This is a genomic window from Luteibacter rhizovicinus DSM 16549 (assembly GCF_001887595.1).
Classification (GTDB): domain Bacteria; phylum Pseudomonadota; class Gammaproteobacteria; order Xanthomonadales; family Rhodanobacteraceae; genus Luteibacter; species Luteibacter rhizovicinus.
The window spans coordinates 2,013,595-2,029,702 of sequence record NZ_CP017480.1 but is presented as its reverse complement, the minus strand read 5'-3'; the positions used below and the strand labels follow the sequence as shown (position 1 = coordinate 2,029,702).

The 16,108-nt window shown below is 65.2% G+C and carries 11 protein-coding genes; 4 read left to right on the top strand and 7 right to left on the bottom strand.

Annotated elements, in window-relative coordinates; genetic code table 11:
- The first annotated feature begins 44 nt into the window (after positions 1-44).
- Positions 45-485, top strand: a complete 441-nt coding sequence (locus BJI69_RS09105) for a hypothetical protein (RefSeq protein ID WP_046968224.1) — start codon at positions 45-47, stop codon at positions 483-485.
- Positions 482-1,264, top strand: coding sequence for an N-acetylmuramoyl-L-alanine amidase (locus BJI69_RS09100; RefSeq protein ID WP_046968225.1), 783 nt, complete (start codon positions 482-484; stop codon positions 1,262-1,264). The genes BJI69_RS09105 and BJI69_RS09100 overlap by 4 nt, the downstream gene beginning before the upstream one ends.
- A gap of 21 nt (positions 1,265-1,285) precedes the next feature.
- On the opposite strand, the gene ltaE is transcribed toward BJI69_RS09100, so the two are convergent.
- Positions 1,286-2,299 (bottom strand): low-specificity L-threonine aldolase, encoded by a 1,014-nt coding sequence (ltaE, locus tag BJI69_RS09095; protein WP_046968226.1) that lies wholly within the window; start codon positions 2,297-2,299, stop codon positions 1,286-1,288.
- 110 nt (positions 2,300-2,409) lie between these two features.
- Here ltaE and BJI69_RS09090 point away from each other — a divergent pair, with 110 nt between their 5' ends.
- On the top strand, positions 2,410-2,922 hold the full coding sequence (locus tag BJI69_RS09090) for a gluconokinase (RefSeq protein WP_244465282.1): 513 nt from the start codon (positions 2,410-2,412) through the stop codon (positions 2,920-2,922).
- Between the two features lie 695 nt (positions 2,923-3,617).
- Here BJI69_RS09090 and BJI69_RS09085 read toward each other — a convergent pair.
- Both BJI69_RS09085 and BJI69_RS09080 read right to left on the bottom strand, forming a co-directional pair.
- Positions 3,618-6,614: a TonB-dependent receptor gene (locus BJI69_RS09085; protein WP_125903021.1), complete on the bottom strand. Its 2,997-nt coding sequence runs from the start codon at positions 6,612-6,614 to the stop codon at positions 3,618-3,620.
- 397 nt (positions 6,615-7,011) lie between these two features.
- Positions 7,012-7,773, bottom strand: a complete 762-nt coding sequence (locus BJI69_RS09080) for an AraC family transcriptional regulator (protein WP_244465286.1) — start codon at positions 7,771-7,773, stop codon at positions 7,012-7,014.
- Positions 7,774-7,871: 98 nt separating this feature from the next.
- Here BJI69_RS09080 and BJI69_RS09075 point away from each other — a divergent pair, with 98 nt between their 5' ends.
- Positions 7,872-9,083: an MFS transporter gene (locus BJI69_RS09075; RefSeq protein WP_046968335.1), complete on the top strand. Its 1,212-nt coding sequence runs from the start codon at positions 7,872-7,874 to the stop codon at positions 9,081-9,083.
- Positions 9,084-9,173: 90 nt separating this feature from the next.
- On the opposite strand, the gene BJI69_RS09070 is transcribed toward BJI69_RS09075, so the two are convergent.
- From BJI69_RS09070 to BJI69_RS09055, 4 genes are all read right to left on the bottom strand, one after another.
- Positions 9,174-11,636, bottom strand: coding sequence for a membrane-bound PQQ-dependent dehydrogenase, glucose/quinate/shikimate family (locus tag BJI69_RS09070; RefSeq protein ID WP_046968334.1), 2,463 nt, complete (start codon positions 11,634-11,636; stop codon positions 9,174-9,176).
- Positions 11,637-11,740: 104 nt separating this feature from the next.
- Entirely contained in the window at positions 11,741-13,420 is a 1,680-nt protein-coding gene (locus BJI69_RS09065; protein ID WP_046968333.1) for an AMP-binding protein, read from the bottom strand.
- Between the two features lie 42 nt (positions 13,421-13,462).
- Entirely contained in the window at positions 13,463-14,320 is an 858-nt protein-coding gene (locus BJI69_RS09060; protein WP_046968332.1) for an NmrA family NAD(P)-binding protein, read from the bottom strand.
- Positions 14,321-14,420: 100 nt separating this feature from the next.
- Entirely contained in the window at positions 14,421-16,106 is a 1,686-nt protein-coding gene (locus tag BJI69_RS09055) for a methyl-accepting chemotaxis protein (RefSeq protein WP_046968331.1), read from the bottom strand.
- Positions 16,107-16,108: the final 2 nt, after the last annotated feature.

The following is a 16,108-nucleotide window of genomic DNA, read 5'->3' as shown; positions in this document are numbered from 1 at the left end:
CATGCTTTGCGGGCGGGTCTCCCGCGCCACCTGAGAGGACAACCATGGAACATTACGAACTGGTTCCCGGTCGCGGCATTCGCCGCGACGACACCGATATCTTCTTCGGCATGCCACGCAAGAAGCTACGTGACTCGCTCGGCTGGAAGGCCGGTGGCGAGAACATGTGGGACGACGAGGACGAATACAGCACGCCCGACGGCAACGACTGGCTCCGCCTGCGCTTCCTCGACGACAAGCTCTGCGATATCGAGGTCCTGGGCGGCAATCTCGTCCACGAGGGCATCGAGCTGGTCGCCACGACCTTGCCTGCCTTGCGTGTCGCCCTGAAGAAGGCCGGCATGGCGTTGGAGAAAACCCAGTGGCTGTCCGAGGGACACGACTGCATCGACCTGCAGATCGTCGTCGCCTCCCGGGAAGATGCCGGCGACGTCGGCGACGAGATCGAATGGGTCATCACCAGCAGCGATTTCCGCGTCGAATGACGCCTCGGGCCTCCACCGTCGCCCGGCCCATGCGCTTTGCGGCGGTCGCCCTTCTCCTGCTCGCCATGGCGGGTTGCGCCACCGCGCCGTCCGTCGCGCCCCAGCGCAGCGCGCTCGCGCACTGGACCCCCTCGCCGAACTTCAATGCGCGCAAGGCCCAGCTGATCGTGTTGCACCACACGTCCATCGGCGATCCTGCCGCCGCCCTGCGCGTGCTCAGTACGCGCAATAGCGAAGGCCCGGTCAGCGCGCACTACCTGGTCGAAGCGGACGGCCGCATCGACCAGCTCGTCGACGACAACGCACGTGCCTGGCACGCCGGCGCATCACGCTGGGCCGGCATGACCGACATCAACTCGTCGTCCATCGGCATCGAGATCGATAACGACGGCAACTCACCCTTCACCCAGCCGCAGATCCAGGCGCTGGTGAACCTGCTCGCCGATCTCACCGCGCGCCTGGGCATCCCGCGAGAAGCGGTGGTCGGCCATGGCGATATCGCGCCGGGACGCAAGAACGATCCCAGTGTGCAGTTTCCCTGGGCGACGCTGGCTCGCTACGGGTTCGGGCTGTGGCCCGACCCGACACTCCTACCGGCGCCACCGAACTTCGACAGCCTCGCGGCGATGCGTCTGGTGGGTTACGACGTCGGCAGCCCACGCAACGCGATCATCGCCTTCCATCGGCATTACCGCGCGATGGAAACCGATGCGCTCGATGCGACCGACGCCGCGATTCTCTATTCGTTACAGCGCAAGCTGATGGCGCCACGCCAGTAAACCCTCGCCGCTGAGTCCGGATCAGTAAGCGAACGATCCGAAGGCAGCGATCGTCTGCTCGATCGCCGCATCGTCGATATCCAGATGCGTCACCAGCCGGACCGACGGCAGGTAGCCGATACTCAGGCGAACACCTGCATTCGTCATGTGTGCCGCGAGATCCTTCAGGCGCGCCGCCGGCACGTCGAGGAACACCATGTTGGTGTGACAGGCCGTGACCTTGAGACCTTCGATGCGGCGCAGGCCGTCGGCGAGCCGACCGGCACGGGCATGGTCGTCCGCGAGCCGTTCCACGTGATGATCCAGCGCGTGCATGGCCGCCGCAGCGAGCATGCCGGCCTGACGCCAGCCACCGCCGGTGACCTTCTTCCAGCGACGCGCACGCTCGATCAAGGCGGCGTTACCGAGCAGGACCGAGCCGACGGGGGCGCCCAGCCCCTTGGAAAGACAGACCGAGACGCTGTCGAAGCCGGCCGCCACATCGCGGGCCGGTCGACCGTAGGCGATCGCCGCGTTGTACAGGCGCGCACCATCGAGATGCAGGCCGAGGCCACGACGGGTCGCCAGTTCGCGGGCCTGCGCCATATAACCGAACTCTAGCGTCCGGCCGTGCCAGGTGTTCTCCAGCGCGAGCAGCCGCGAGCGGGCGAAGTGCGGGTCGATCGGCTTGATCGCCGCCTCGACCTTGTCCAGCGGCAGGCTGCCGTCGGCGTCCTGCGGAATCGGCTGCGGCTGGATCGACCCGAGCACCGCGGCACCGCCGCCCTCGAAGCGATACGTATGGGCGTCCGCACCGACGATGTATTCGTCGCCACGTTCGCAATGACTCATCAGGGCGAGCAGGTTGCTTTGCGTTCCCGTGGGCACGAACAGTGCGGCGGCGAAACCGAGCTCCCCGGCGAGGCGTTCCTGCAGGGCGTTGACCGTGGGGTCCTCGCCGTAGACATCGTCACCGACCGGCGCGCGCAACATGGCTTCGCGCATCGCCTCGGTGGGTTGGGTGACGGTATCGCTGCGCAGGTCGATCATGGCCATGGTGTCGGGGTCGGCGGGGACAGCCCTAGATACTACGCCAGGGAGGTTACTGCTTTGCCGCTTCGTTGGCTTTTCGCCGCTGAAGCGGCTCCCACAGTTGGCGTGGCATCATGGTTCCTATGATCATTATCGTCATGGGTGTCTCCGGCAGCGGCAAAAGCACGATCGGTGAAGGTCTGGCGACCCGACTCGGCCAGCCCTTCATCGACGGCGACAGCCTCCATCCCGCCGCTAACCGCGAGAAAATGGCGCACGGTATTCCCCTGGATGACACGGACCGCCAGCCGTGGCTCGAGGCCATCGTGGCAACCATGGACGAGCATCGCGAGCGCGGCGAGGCGCTGGTGCTGGCATGCTCCGCCTTGAAGCGTCGCTACCGCGATTTCTTGCGCGGCGGGCACGATGACGTGCGCTTCGTCTACCTCCACGCATCACATGCCCTGCTGGTCGAACGGCTCGGCCATCGTAGCGGGCACTTCTTCGATCCCAGCCTCCTCGACAGCCAGCTGGCTACGCTCGAGGAGCCCTCCGCCGAGGAGGCCTTCCGTGTGGAGGTCGGAAGTACGCCTGCCGAGACGATCGAACGCATCGTCCGTGCACTCGTTTGCGCTGTCGAAGAATAGGGTTCGTCGCGGACTTCCGTAGAGGGCGTGCTGTGCCTTGCGCGCTGGCTCGGCTTCGCCGTCGCCGTCGCTGCGTACACTTGGGCGTCTCGCGGGGAGACCTTGGTGCCCACCCTCGCTGCTCAGACAGGTCCTCCGCGTTTCGTAAAGGAAAGGCCGCTCACGCGGCCCATGTGCCTATTTGGCCTACGGCCGCTCCGCTTGTGCGGAACTCGCCTCGAGGGTGGACACCAAGGTCTCTCACGACGATATGGTCAGCTGGACGGCGAGCCGTTGGCGTGGGTGTGGCCGCCGAAGCGAGCCGTTACGGCAGTCGTGCTGACACGACCATCCCGGCTCGGTGATCGCCTTCCTCCCGTTGCGCTGTCTCGCGCGGACGATCGTGACCAGCGCGCAAGCTCGACCCTTTGGCGATGGCGACGAGCCAGCCGCCGAAGCGGCGTTGCTTCGTCGGCTCGACCCACACGAACCTCAGGGATGGGAAGAGTCTTCGGTGCCCACCCTCGAGGCGAGTTCCGCACAAGTGGAGCGGCCGTAGGCCATATAGATACATGGGCCGCGTTAGCGGCCTTTCCTTTACGAAACGCGGAGGACCTGTCTGAGCAGCGAGGGTGGGCACCGAAGGCTCTGCGCCTCACCCCCGCAAGACCGAAGGCTCTGTACCTCACCCCTCCACGCAGGCGGCAGCGGCAGCGTCAGATGTCGTAACTCACACCCAGCCGCACATAACGCGGCAGCTGGCGAACCACCGCCTGGCCGTACTGCGGATCGGCCACACCCGGGTCCGTCTGCGAGTACGGGTAGCGGTTGAGCGCCCGCTGATCGTTGAAGGCATTGAAGACGCTCGCCGTGAACGACAACTTGCCTTCGGCGAACGCCGGCCGGTAGGTCGTGCCCAGATCCAGCTGGCGAATCCAGGGCAGCCTGCCCTGCGACCCCGGCGTCGCGGCGACGCCATCGCAGTAGTGGTACTGGCCGCCGTACTTGCCCGGATCGGTGAGGTTGGGGCCGTAGTAACCCAGGCAGACCTTCGGCGCACCCGAGACGAAGCTCAGGTTCGCGGAAACCAGCCATTCCGGCGTCAGCTGGTAGTAGCCGTAGAGCTTGAGCTGGTGGGTGTGGTCGTTGTTGGTCGGGCCGTTGTTGTTTTCCATCAGGTAGCTGTTGTCCCAGTCCGGACTGGTGGACGCCGCTGTCGCCTGGACGTCGGAGCGCAGCTGGCCTTCGGTATCGCCGTAGCTGCGCGAGAAGACGTAATCCACCTTGCCGTACCAGCGGCCGTCGAACGGATGCTCGAGGAAGCTTTCCAGTGCGTAGTAACGACGCTCGAGACGAGGAAAGCCGAACTCGGCATTGGTCATCGGCACGCTGACCAGCTGTCCCGAGGTGTCGATCAGGTTGAACGTGCTGGCACGACCCGGGTTGAACAGGTAGCAGCTGTTCGTCGTGGCGACGTCATAGCCGAGCGAGGCCGCCTTGGCGATGATCCGGTCCGTGTCGCAGTAATCGTCGATCGCGCTGCGCAGGATGCGCTGGGTCAGCTTCGCGCCATAGACCCAGTCGTGGCCGAGTGTCTTCGTGAAGCCGAGGATGAACTCGTCCTGGTACTCGGACTTCAGGTTCTTCGCGGTGACCGTTCGCGGATCCGGAAGGACGCCGTAGTAGTTGTTGGACGACACCGGTTGCGAGAACGACGTGAGGCCAGTCGGCAGGCCCTGCCCGTCGATGCCGCTATAGGTGAAGTACTGCGAGGTGCTCAGCGCCGCACCCGCAGCGTTAAGTCCGGGGTTGAGCGGCAGGCCGAGGTAGTAGCGGCCGGCATTGCCGTACACCTTGAAGCTCGCGTCACCGTTTACGTCCCAGCTGAAGCCGAGTCGTGGTGCCCACTGGGGCCGATGCTGGGTGACATAGGCGTCGCCGTCACGGTTGTAGTTCTCGAACTGATCGTTGCGCAGACCGAGGGACAACAACCAGCGGTCATTCACCTGCCACTTGTCTTCGATGTACTGCGCGCGCTGGCTGGAACGGACGCTGGCGAGCGAACTGGACACATGACGAACGACGTAATAGCCGTCCTGACCGTTAGCGATGCCGCCCGTCGCCGGGACACCGAGACCGGTCGAAATCGGCGTGTTCGGATCGGCGCGGCCGTACGTCCAGTAGTAGCCGTCACCCGAGGCCTGCGAGCCCTGGTCGATCGCGCGCGTCACTTCGTTGTCGATACCCGCGCTCAGCGTGTGGTCACCGAGCACATAGGTGACGTCGAATCGCGTGTTCGTGGTGCGCTGGCTACGGTCGGCGTTGTACAGCGTGGAGACGTTCTGATTGTTGCCTCGTGGCGAACCGTCGTTCAACGCGGGATTCTGGTTGATGAGGCCGTCCACGTAGGTCAGGCTCGGATCGTACGCACCCGGCTGGTCGTACTGGCTCAGCTTCATCTTGCCGAACAGGGCGGACACGGTCAGGTTGTCGGTGATGTAACCGGTGTATTTTCCGGAGAAGACGTGGCCACCGGTCTTGATGTTGTCGGCCGACCCGATCTGCTCGCCCCGCGTCAGGTTCGTATAGTCGTAATCATAGACACTGCCGCTGGTCTTGCGCGTGTTCGACGCACCGGTCAGCTCGAGGATGTTGTTGTCCGTGATGTTCCAGTCGACCTTGCTGTACCAGCGGGGTGAGTTGTAGCGGTACTGCACGTCCGGACTCGTGCTGTCGACCGCGTTGTGCGTCGAGCCTTCCTGGCGTTCGAACTCCCCGGCGAGGAAGAAGAACAGTTTGTCCTTGATGAGCGGGCCACCGATATAACTACTGACCGTCGTGACCCAGCTCTTGTCCTGTGCGTTGGGCCGGTAGAGTTCGCCGGCAACCGGCGACGATGGAAGTCCGTTCGTGTAATAGGTGTTGCTCGTCTCGGCGCGTGCAAACGCAGGCTCCCACAGGATCTGTCCGCCGACATGCCATTCGTTGCTTCCGCGCTTGCCGACCTGGTTGATGACACCGCCATCGGAGCGGCCGTACTGGGCGCTGTAGCCGCCGGTATACGTTTCCTGCTGGTCGATCGCGCCATAGGGCAGCGAGATGCCACCGAGCCCGCGTTGCGGATCGGTCACGTTGAAGCCATTGATGTAGTACGCGTTCTCGCTGGCCGCCGAACCGCCGAAGCTGTTCAACGACGCCCCGGTGGGGCCGGTGTAACCACCGCTGTTCGACACCACGCCCGGCGCAAGCCGGGCAATCTCGTCGGCGTTGCGCGCCAGCGGCAGACGGGACAACTGCTCCGCGGTGATCACCGAGCGCGAGTCCACGGTGGTGACGTCGATATCCGGCAGGCGCGACGCGCTGACGTTGACGCCTTCGAGGTTTGCCGTTGCCGCGCCGAACGACACGTCGGTCGATGCGGCGACCCTCAGGCCCACGTCCTTCCGTGTCTCCACGTCGGCACCATTGCGCCGTAGCGTGACCGAGTAGGTACCGAGGGGAAGCTGGCTTGCGCTGTAGCGCCCCTTGTCATCCACGTTCACTTCGCGGGTCAGGCCGTTGCTTCCCCGGACGACCACGGTCGCGCCTTGGGGATCGTTGACCTGGCCGGAGATGCCGCCCGTGGTGGACTGCGCGAGCGCTGCCCCGGTGCCGAGTGCCGTCAGCAGCGCGGCAAAAAGGAGAGGACGGCGAAGGGTGATTCTGGTTTGCACGGTGGTGCCTCATCAAGTCAAACAGGGACGCCCGCAACGGGCACGACGTCGGCACGAACGCGCAGCACTTCGTGCACGCGTCGTCGCGACCGGAGGATCGAAAGAGCACGCGCACGGAACGGCGCGAGAACGGAGACAGGGGAAGGGGGTTACTCGACCGCCCGTAGGGCGGGTGCGCTCAGCGGCGCGGAAGCATCAGCCGCGACAACAACAGCGACACGCACCGATCGAAACGATATCGATCAGAAGGTGCGTGCGAGTTGAGGGCTGGATGATCAAGAGGGGATGCCTGCGTGTGAGTCGGCAGTATAGACGTCTAAAAGTCTTAACGAGAATGCATGCTGCGTTAGTATTCCGCGAATGTCAACCGTTCGGGAACCCGATCGTTGCAGGCCCCTCAGGGGCGGTAATGACTCGGCGACTTGCCCAGCACCCGGCGAAACATGGTCGAAAAGCTGGTGGAACTCTCGTAGCCCAGGTCCAGCGCAACCGTGGTCACGGACTCGCCGGCGGCCAGTCGTGGCAAGGCGACCAGCAGGCAGGCCTGCTGTCGCCACTGGGCAAAACTCGTGCCCGTTTCACGGCGAAACAGCCGGGTGAAGCGACGCCGGTGCATGCCCAGGTCGGCCGCCCAGTCGTCGATGGTCTCGCTCATGCGTGGCTGCTCGAGGAAGGCCGCGCAGCGGGCGGCGAGCGGTGCGTACGTAGGCAAGGGCAAGGCCAGCGGGATGGTCGGCGCGCGGGCGATCTCCTCGACCACCAGGGACATCAGCAGTCCATCGCGCCCGTCCTGGTCATATTCACGCGGCACATCCACCGCCGCGACCAGCAAGGCACGCAGCAAGGGCGCCACCGCAAGCACGCGGCAATGCTCGCCCAGGGCGGTGCTGGCCGACTGTTCGATGTATACGCTGCGCGTGCTCACGCTGCCGACCATGCGCACCGAGTGCGGCGTACCCCCGGGAATCCACACGGCGCGCTCGGGCGGGGCGATCCAGGCACCCTCCGGGGTCGTCACCGCCACCGTTCCCGCCGCCGCGTAGAGCAGCTGGCCCCGCCGGTGCTGGTGCGTGGCCATTTCGAACGAGGCCGGGTATTCATGGCCACGGGAAACCACCGGCCGGGGCACGGCTTCGAACGCCACGGGGTCGTACTTCACGATCATTGTCCCGATCTCGAACGTGTCTGACCCATATCCTAGCGCGGGACGCCCGGAAGCGTGGTCTCATAGGCTTCCCCGATCCCCAGGACGACCCCATGCAAGCGCCAGCCAGCGCGACGGTGGATACACCGCGCGCGGACCCGACCGTGTTCGGCGTGATCTTCGCGATCAGCTTCTGCCACCTGCTCAACGACATGATGCAATCGCTGCTGCCGGCGATTTATCCGGGCCTGAAAGAAGGCTTCCATCTGGACTTCGGCCAGATCGGCCTGATCACGCTGACCTACCAAATCACCGCCTCGATCCTGCAGCCGCTGGTCGGCCTGTATGCGGATCGCCGGCCGACGCCGCTCGCGCTGCCCGGTGGCACGCTGTTCTCGCTGGCCGGTCTGCTCGTGCTGTCCATCGCACACACCTACCCGATGCTGCTCGTCGGCGCCTCGCTGCTGGGCATGGGCTCATCGGTCTTCCATCCGGAATCCTCGCGGGTGGCGCGCATGGCCTCCGGTGGCCGGCACGGCCTGGCGCAGTCGCTGTTCCAGGTCGGCGGCAATGCCGGCCAGGCGCTGGGCCCGCTCGCCGCCGCGGTCGTCGTCGTGCGCTGGGGTCAGTCGAGCCTGGCCTTCTTCGCCCTGCTGGCCCTGCTTTCCGGTGCGATCCTCTGGAACGTCGGCCAGTGGTACAAGCACCATGGCCTGCCGCGACTGAAGGCCAGCGCGGCGAAGCAGGCACCGGTGTCGCATACCAGCGCCGAGGCCAAGCGCGGTATCGCCGTGCTGCTCGCGATGATCTTCTCGAAGTACGTGTACCTGGCCAGCCTGACCAGCTACTTCACCTTCTATCTCATCCACCGCTTCAACGTGTCAGTGGAGAACGCACAGCTGCACCTGTTCGCGTTCCTCGGCGCGGTGGCCGTGGGCACCATCCTCGGCGGCCCACTCGGCGATCGCATCGGCCGCAAGCGGGTGATCTGGTTCTCGATCCTGGGCACCCTGCCCTTCACCCTGCTGCTGCCGTACGCCAGCCTGTTCTGGACGGCGCCACTGACGGTGGCGATCGGGCTGATCCTGGCGTCGGCCTTCCCGGCGATCGTGGTGTTCGCGCAGGAACTGGTGCCGGGCAAAGTCGGGATGATCTCCGGGCTGTTCTTCGGTTTCTCATTCGGCATGGGTGGACTGGGCGCGGCCGTGCTCGGCGAGCTGGCGGACCATATCGGCATCGAAGAGGTCTACCGGATCTGCGCCTTCCTGCCGTTGATCGGCTTGCTGGCGGCGTTTCTGCCGGATACGCGGAAGGCGGCGCGGTAATCCTGATAGAGCATCGCCGATGAATCGGCTCCTACCCCGCTCTGGTAGGAGCCGATTCATCGGCGATGCTTTTCACACACGGGCGATGCTTTAGGGCTTCGGCAAAGCGTAAGCGATCACCCAATCGCCCTGCTTCGTGCCCAGCGAACCATGCCCGCCTGCGGTGACCAACAGGTACTGACGACCGCTGCTATCCGCATACGTCATCGGCGTGGCCTGCCCACCTGCGGGCAGACGCGACTCCCACAGCTTCCTGCCCGTGCGCACGTCGTAACCGCGCACGTAGTAGTCCAGCGTGCCGCTGAGGAAGGTGACGCCGCCGGCGGTGGTGACCATGCCGCCGAGGCTCGGTACACCGAGCGGCATCGGGATTGGCAACGGTGCGCTGTCGACGATCGTGCCGTTCTTGTGCCGCCAGAGCATCTTGCCGCTGCGCAGGTCCACGCCCGCGACGTAACCCCACGGCGGTGCCTGGCATGGAATACCCAGCGGTGACAGGAAGGCCGAGAGTTCGATGCCGTAGGGAATGCCTTCGGCCTTCTTCACACCTTCGGTCTCGCTCTTCGCTGGGCCGACTTCCATTTTCGCCAGCTTCTCCTTCGGAATCAGCTTCGACTGGAAGGCCATGTAGCTGGGATTGATCAGCATAAGCTGACGGGTCGGATCGACTGAGATGCCACCCCAGTCGAACACACCGAAGTTGCCGGGGAAGACCAGCGATCCCTGCTCCGACGGTGGCGTGAACATGCCCTCGTAGCGCAGCGAACGAAAGCGCACGCGACACCACAGCTGATCGAACGGCGTGGTGCCCCACATGTCCTGCTCGCGTATCTGTGGCGGTGCGAAGTTGAGGTCGGACAGTGGCTGCGTCGGCGCGGTGTGATCGCCCGTCACCGCACCCTGCGGACGCGGCACTTCGTTGATCGGGACGATGGGTGTGCCGTCGCGACGATCGAGTACGTAGACGCTGCCCTGCTTGGTCGACGCGAGTACGGCCGGCTTCACACCGTCGGCCGTCTGCAGGTCGACGAGGGTCGGTTGGCCGCCTACGTCCATGTCCCACAGGTCGTGGTGCGTGAACTGGTAGTTCCACTTCACCTTGCCCGTGGCGATGTCGAGGGCGACAAGGCCTGCGCCGAACTTCTCCGAGGTGGGTGTGCGACCACCAGCGAACTGATCGGGGGTCTGGTTGCCCATGGGCAGGTAAACGATGCCCAGGTTCTCATCGACGCTGAAGAGCGACCAGACATTGGGCGAGTTACGCGTATAGATGCCATCGGGACCGATCGGCGTGGTCGCGTCCGGATTACCGGGATCGAAATTCCAGACCAGATGACCGTCGTGCACGTCGTAAGCGCGGATGACACCAGACGGCTCGTTGGTCGATTCGTTATCGGTGACGTGACCGCCGATGATCACCAGGTCCTTCGTCACCGCCGGCGGCGAGGTGGAGTAGTAGCCACCCGGCGTGAACGGCCCGACGTTGCTGCGCAAGTTGATCGTGCCCTTGTCGCCGAAGTCGGCGCAGGGCTGGCCGGAGTCCGCGTTCAGCGCGATCAGCCGTGCATCGGCGGTCGGCAGGAAGAGGCGACGCGGACACGTCGCCGACGCCGTGGCGGTCGGCGGCAACGGCGCGGTGGACGCGGCCACGGGAATGCCGGCGGCCGTGGTCGCCGGTGCGGGAATCACGGCGGACGCGTACTTCGCATCGTCGTGGTACGAGACACCGCGGCAGGTCATGTGCTCCCAGTGCTTGAACCCGACCGGACTCTGGATCTTCGGGTCGAATTCCCAGCGCTTCTGTCCGGTGGCCGCATCGACCGCGATGACGCGGCTGTGCGGCGTGCACAAGTACACCGTGTCGCCGATCTTGAGCGGGGTGTTCTCGGACGTCGTCTCGGTCGGATCGTCCGGACCCACCTTGTCACCCGTCTCGATCTTCCACGCGACCTGCAACTGGCCGACGTTGTCCGGGGTGATCTGGGTCAGCGGCGAATAGCGCTGGCCGTACGGCGAGCTGCCGTAATCGGTCCAATCGCCGTCCGCGCGCGCGGCACGATCGCCCTGCGGTCCGGACACATCGGCCATCGGCAATTCGCCCGGCAGGTCGTGATCGACGTGGAACACGCCGACGATGCCGACAGCGGCGACGATCAACAGTGAGACGAAGAGAAAGCCACCACCGGTATCGCGGGCGCTGTCGTAGTAGCGGTCACGGCCGAGGCCACGTCGCGGCCAGGGCAACAGCAGCCACAGGCCAAGCACGAACCACACGTCGAGGCGGGGTAGCAGCTGCCAGAAATCCCACTGGACTTCCCACACCGACCAGGCGGCACTGCCGATCAGCATGAGCGCGTAGAGGCCTACCGCCAGGCGCTGTCGAAGCAGCAACAGGATGGCCACGACCAGCAGGATCGCACCGGCCACGAGGTAGTAGAGGGAGCCGCCGAGATTGATGAGGCGTATGCCACCGAGCAAGGTCGCACCACCGGCCAGCGCGAAGAGGAACGCCGTAAACAGCGTTGCCGGATGAAATCTTCTGACTCGTTTCACGTGTCGCCTCATCATGAGCAGTAACCCCACCCCTGCGGACAGAGTGGTGCTCAGGGCGTGAATCCGAGGTAGAGGGGTGACATCACACGTTCTTGCGAACGCGCTTACGCACCCGCCTTTTCGGCAAGCGCGGCCAGCATCGCCTCGCGCATGAGGTACTTCTGCACCTTGCCCGTCACCGTCATGGGGAAGGCATCGACGAAGCGCACGTAATGCGGCACCTTGAAGTACGCGAGATGGCGCCGGCAGTAATCCTGGATGGCGGCTGCCGATACGGACGACCCATCGCGCAAGCGTATCCAGGCGCAGACCTGCTCGCCCAGGCGCTCGTCCGGCACGCCGAAGACCTGCACATCCTGGATATCCGGGTGGCCATAAAGGAACTCCTCGATCTCGCGCGGATAAATGTTCTCGCCTCCGCGGATGATCATGTCTTTCAGGCGGCCGACGATGGTGCAGTAACCGGCATCGTCGATCGTCGCAAGATCGCCCGTATGCATCCAGCGCGCCTCGTCGAGCGCGGCGCGCGTATTGGCGTCGTCGCCCCAGTAGCCGCGCATGACCGAGTAACCACGCGTCAGGAGTTCGCCTGTCTGGCCGCGCGGTACGACACGCCCGGCTTCATCGACGACCTTCACCTCCACGTGCGGATGCACCCTTCCGACTGTCGAGACGCGAAGTTCGAGCGGATCTTCCGCGACGGTCTGGAAACTCACCGGACTGGTTTCGGTCATGCCATAGGCGATCGTCACTTCGGCCATGTGCATGTCGCGCACGACGCGACGCATGATCTCGATCGGGCACGGCGAGCCAGCCATGATGCCGGTGCGCAATGAGGTGAGATCGAACTCGTGGAAACGAGGATGTTCCAGCTCGGCGATGAACATCGTCGGCACACCATGCAAGCCCGTACATCGCTCCTCGGCCACGGCCTCCAGTGTCGCCAACGCGTCGAAGCCTTCGCCGGGAATGACCATGCAGGCGCCGTGCGTCACGCAGGCGAGGTTACCCAGCACCATGCCGAAGCAGTGATAGAACGGCACCGGGATGCACAGCCGATCCTCTTCGGTGAGGCGCATGGCTTCGCCGATGAAGAAGCCGTTGTTGAGGATGTTGTGGTGCGTAAGCGTGGCGCCCTTCGGCGCGCCGGTCGTACCGGAGGTGAACTGGATATTCACCGGATCGTCGAACGACAGCTCGGTTTCGATCGCGGCGAGGCGCGCCCGCGCTTCCGTATCGGCGACGATGTCGGCCCAGCGCCGGGTGCCTGCCGCCGGTTCGTCGTCGAGCAGGATCACGTGACGCAGGTCGGGCAGCGCGGCGGCACGCAGGCCGCCGGGTACCGACGTTGCGAGCTCCGGCGCGAGTCCGGAGAGGATCTCGAGGTAGCGCGAACTCTTGAAGGCTCGCGGGAGGATCAGGGCACGGCAGGCCACCTTGTTCAACGAATAGGCCAGCTCGTGCGAGCGATACGCCGGATTGATGTTGACCAGGATCAGGCCGGCCTTGGGCGCGGCGAACTGCGCCACCACCCACTCGGCCCGATTCGGTGCCCAGATACCGACGCGATCGCCGGGTTCAAGGCCGAGCGCGAGCAGGCCGGCCGCCACCCGTTCCACCTCGGCGTGGAACGCGGCGTACGTCCAGCGGATGCCCTGCTGGCGGACGACCAGGGCGGGCCGATCCGGCCAGCGTGCGGCGATTCGATCGAGCATCGCCCCGACCGTTTCGCCGAGTAACGGCGTCGCACTCGCACCGTGGACATAACTGGCGGCGTGATCCATGCGGGCGTTCCTCGAAACAGCGGCGTTGCAACGCAGGATAGGTCAGCCGCCGCGACTCACCAACTGGGCGATTACCTCGTCGACGCCGGCACGGCCTTTCACCGGGGTCCCTTCGAAGTCGATCCAGCCTTCGTTGAAGCCATCCAGCATGCGCATGCGCGGTGTCGGGTTCGTCATGCCCTGGGCGACGAAGCGCGATTCCCATTCGTCACGCGGCACGACATGGGCGACCACGTCACGCCCGAGCGCTTTGGCGAAGGCTGCGGCGATATCGTCCGGACTGGTCCGCAGGGGGCTTTCGAGTTCGACCACACGAACGCCCGTGGAGACCTCGCCCAGGAGCGTGGCGGCCAGCTCGCCAATGTCCTTCGTGGCGACCATGGGCACTTTACGATCGAGGGGGTAGAGATAGCTGTCGATAACGCCCGTGTCGCGCGCCGCGGCAACATCCCACTGCGCGTTCTCGAAGAACCAGCCGGCGCGCAGAAAGGTTACCGGCATGGGCAGCTTGCCCAGCACGCCTTCCATCCGGCCCAGCTGCGAGAGAAGGTTTTCCTCGGTGGCGTGTGCGCCGACCGTCGACAGGACCACCACGCGATCGGGCCGGGCTGCGAGCAAGGCGTCGCGGATGGAGGCAATGCTGCGGGCCGATTCCGGATAGCCCGGCGATGGATCGAACAGCGGCGGCAGGAGCACGAAGACCGCTTCCGCGCCTTCGAAGGCACGGGTCAGCGCCGGCGTGTCATCCACGTCGGCGACGGCGACCTCGGCACCGCGCTCGGCGAAGACCACACCCTTCGCTGCATCGCGAACGACCGCGCGGAAAGGCTTGCCTGCAGCGAACAGCGCATTGGCAAGGGCGGTGCCGACCTGGCCGGTGATTCCGGTAATGGCGTACATGACGTTCTCCTCGTGTTGATAGTGACGAGGAGGACGATAGGCCGACGGGACTGTTGACTGAAGCGACTTATTCGCAGCGCTTTAGTGACGTTTTGTCACCTCAGGCGAATTCCGCCCAGGCATCGCTGCCCTTCTTCACTGGCGCCGACTGGCCGAAACTGAGGTCGTGCGCGGCCCGTTCCACCGCCGAAACAGGCGCTGGCCGCTCGGCGCTGGCGGTGCCGTCGACGGTGAAGAACGCGACCTGATCGCTCAGCGAGTGAGCCTGGTCCTGCATGGACTTGGCCGCGGCGGCCGCCTCTTCCACCAATGCGGCATTCTCCTGGGTCACCTGGTCGATCTGCGCGATGGCCAGGTTGACCTGATCCACACCCGCCGACTGCTCGGCGCTGGCCGCGGCGATCTCGGCGACGATGTCGGTCACCTTCTTCACGCTGGCGACGATATCGCGCAAGGCTCCGGAGGACTGCTCGACCAGCGCCGCGCCGATCTCGACACGTTCACCGCTTTCGGCGATCAGCCCCTTGATCTCGCGCGACGCCGCGGCGCTGGACTGGGCCAGTCGACGCACTTCCGCCGCCACGACCGCGAAGCCCCGACCTTGTTCGCCGGCGCGTGCCGCTTCCACGGCAGCGTTGAGCGCCAGCAGGTTGGTCTGGAAGGCGATCTCGTCGATCAGGCCGACGATGTCGCCGATGCGGCGGCTGGAATCGCCGATCTCACGCATGGCGGCCATCGCTTCGCCAACCACGTCGCCACCCTTCTCCGCTTCACTGCGTGCATGACGCGAGAGTCGGTCGGCGGCGGTGGCGTTCTCCGCGTTCTGCTTCACCGTGGCGGTCATCTCCTCCATCGATGCCGCGGTTTCTTCGAGGCTGGACGCCTGCTCCTGCGTGCGCTGCGACAGGTCGTCGTTGCCACGCGCAATCTCGGCGGACGTCGTGGCGACGACATGCGCCCCTTGCTGCACTTCGGAAACGATGGAGGACAAGGTACCGCGCATGCGCTCCAGTGCGCCGAGCAGGCTGGCCGGGGCGTACTCGCCACCGTCGCTTCGCAGGTCGCCGCCGGCGATACGGCCGGCAATATGCACGGCGTCACGCGGCTCACCACCGACGGTCGCGCGGATACTGCTCATCGACAGCCAGATCACCAGCAGCGCGAGCCCCGCGATGAGCGCGGACTTGAGCAGGTCACGCTGCAGCTGCGCGTGGAACGCCGCGTCGATGTCGCTGAAGTAGGCCCCGGAAATGAAGTGCAGGTCCCAGGGTTTGTACCAGCTGGAATAGCTGATCTTGTCCCTGAGCTCGTTGGTCTTGGGCATGACCTGTGTGTAACGCGTCATGCCATGGCCGTCCTTCGTGTCGGCCTCGAGCATGGCCACGTACTGATGAAAGCCCTTGCCGTCCTTGTCGTCGCGAATGTTCTTTCCGATGTCGTCGGCGCGCAGCGGATGCATGCGCATCGTCAGCGCCGAGTCGAACGCGAAGACATAGCCGGTGTTGTTCGACCAGCGCATCGCCTGGATGTCGTCGAGTGCGGCGACGCGCGCTTCGAGGTCGCTCATCTGGCCCTTTTCAGCGCGCGCGTGATACGCATCGGCGATCGCGATGGCGGCGGTGACATGCTGCTCCAGCGTGTCGGCCAGCTGCGTCATCTGCACGTGGCGACTTTCCACGCCCGACATGACGGTCTGCCCGACCAGGCCCAGCACCACCACGGTCATGACCATCCACACGCGCGCGTTCAACGTCGTGCGGCCGAACCAGTTCTTCAATGCGGACATGT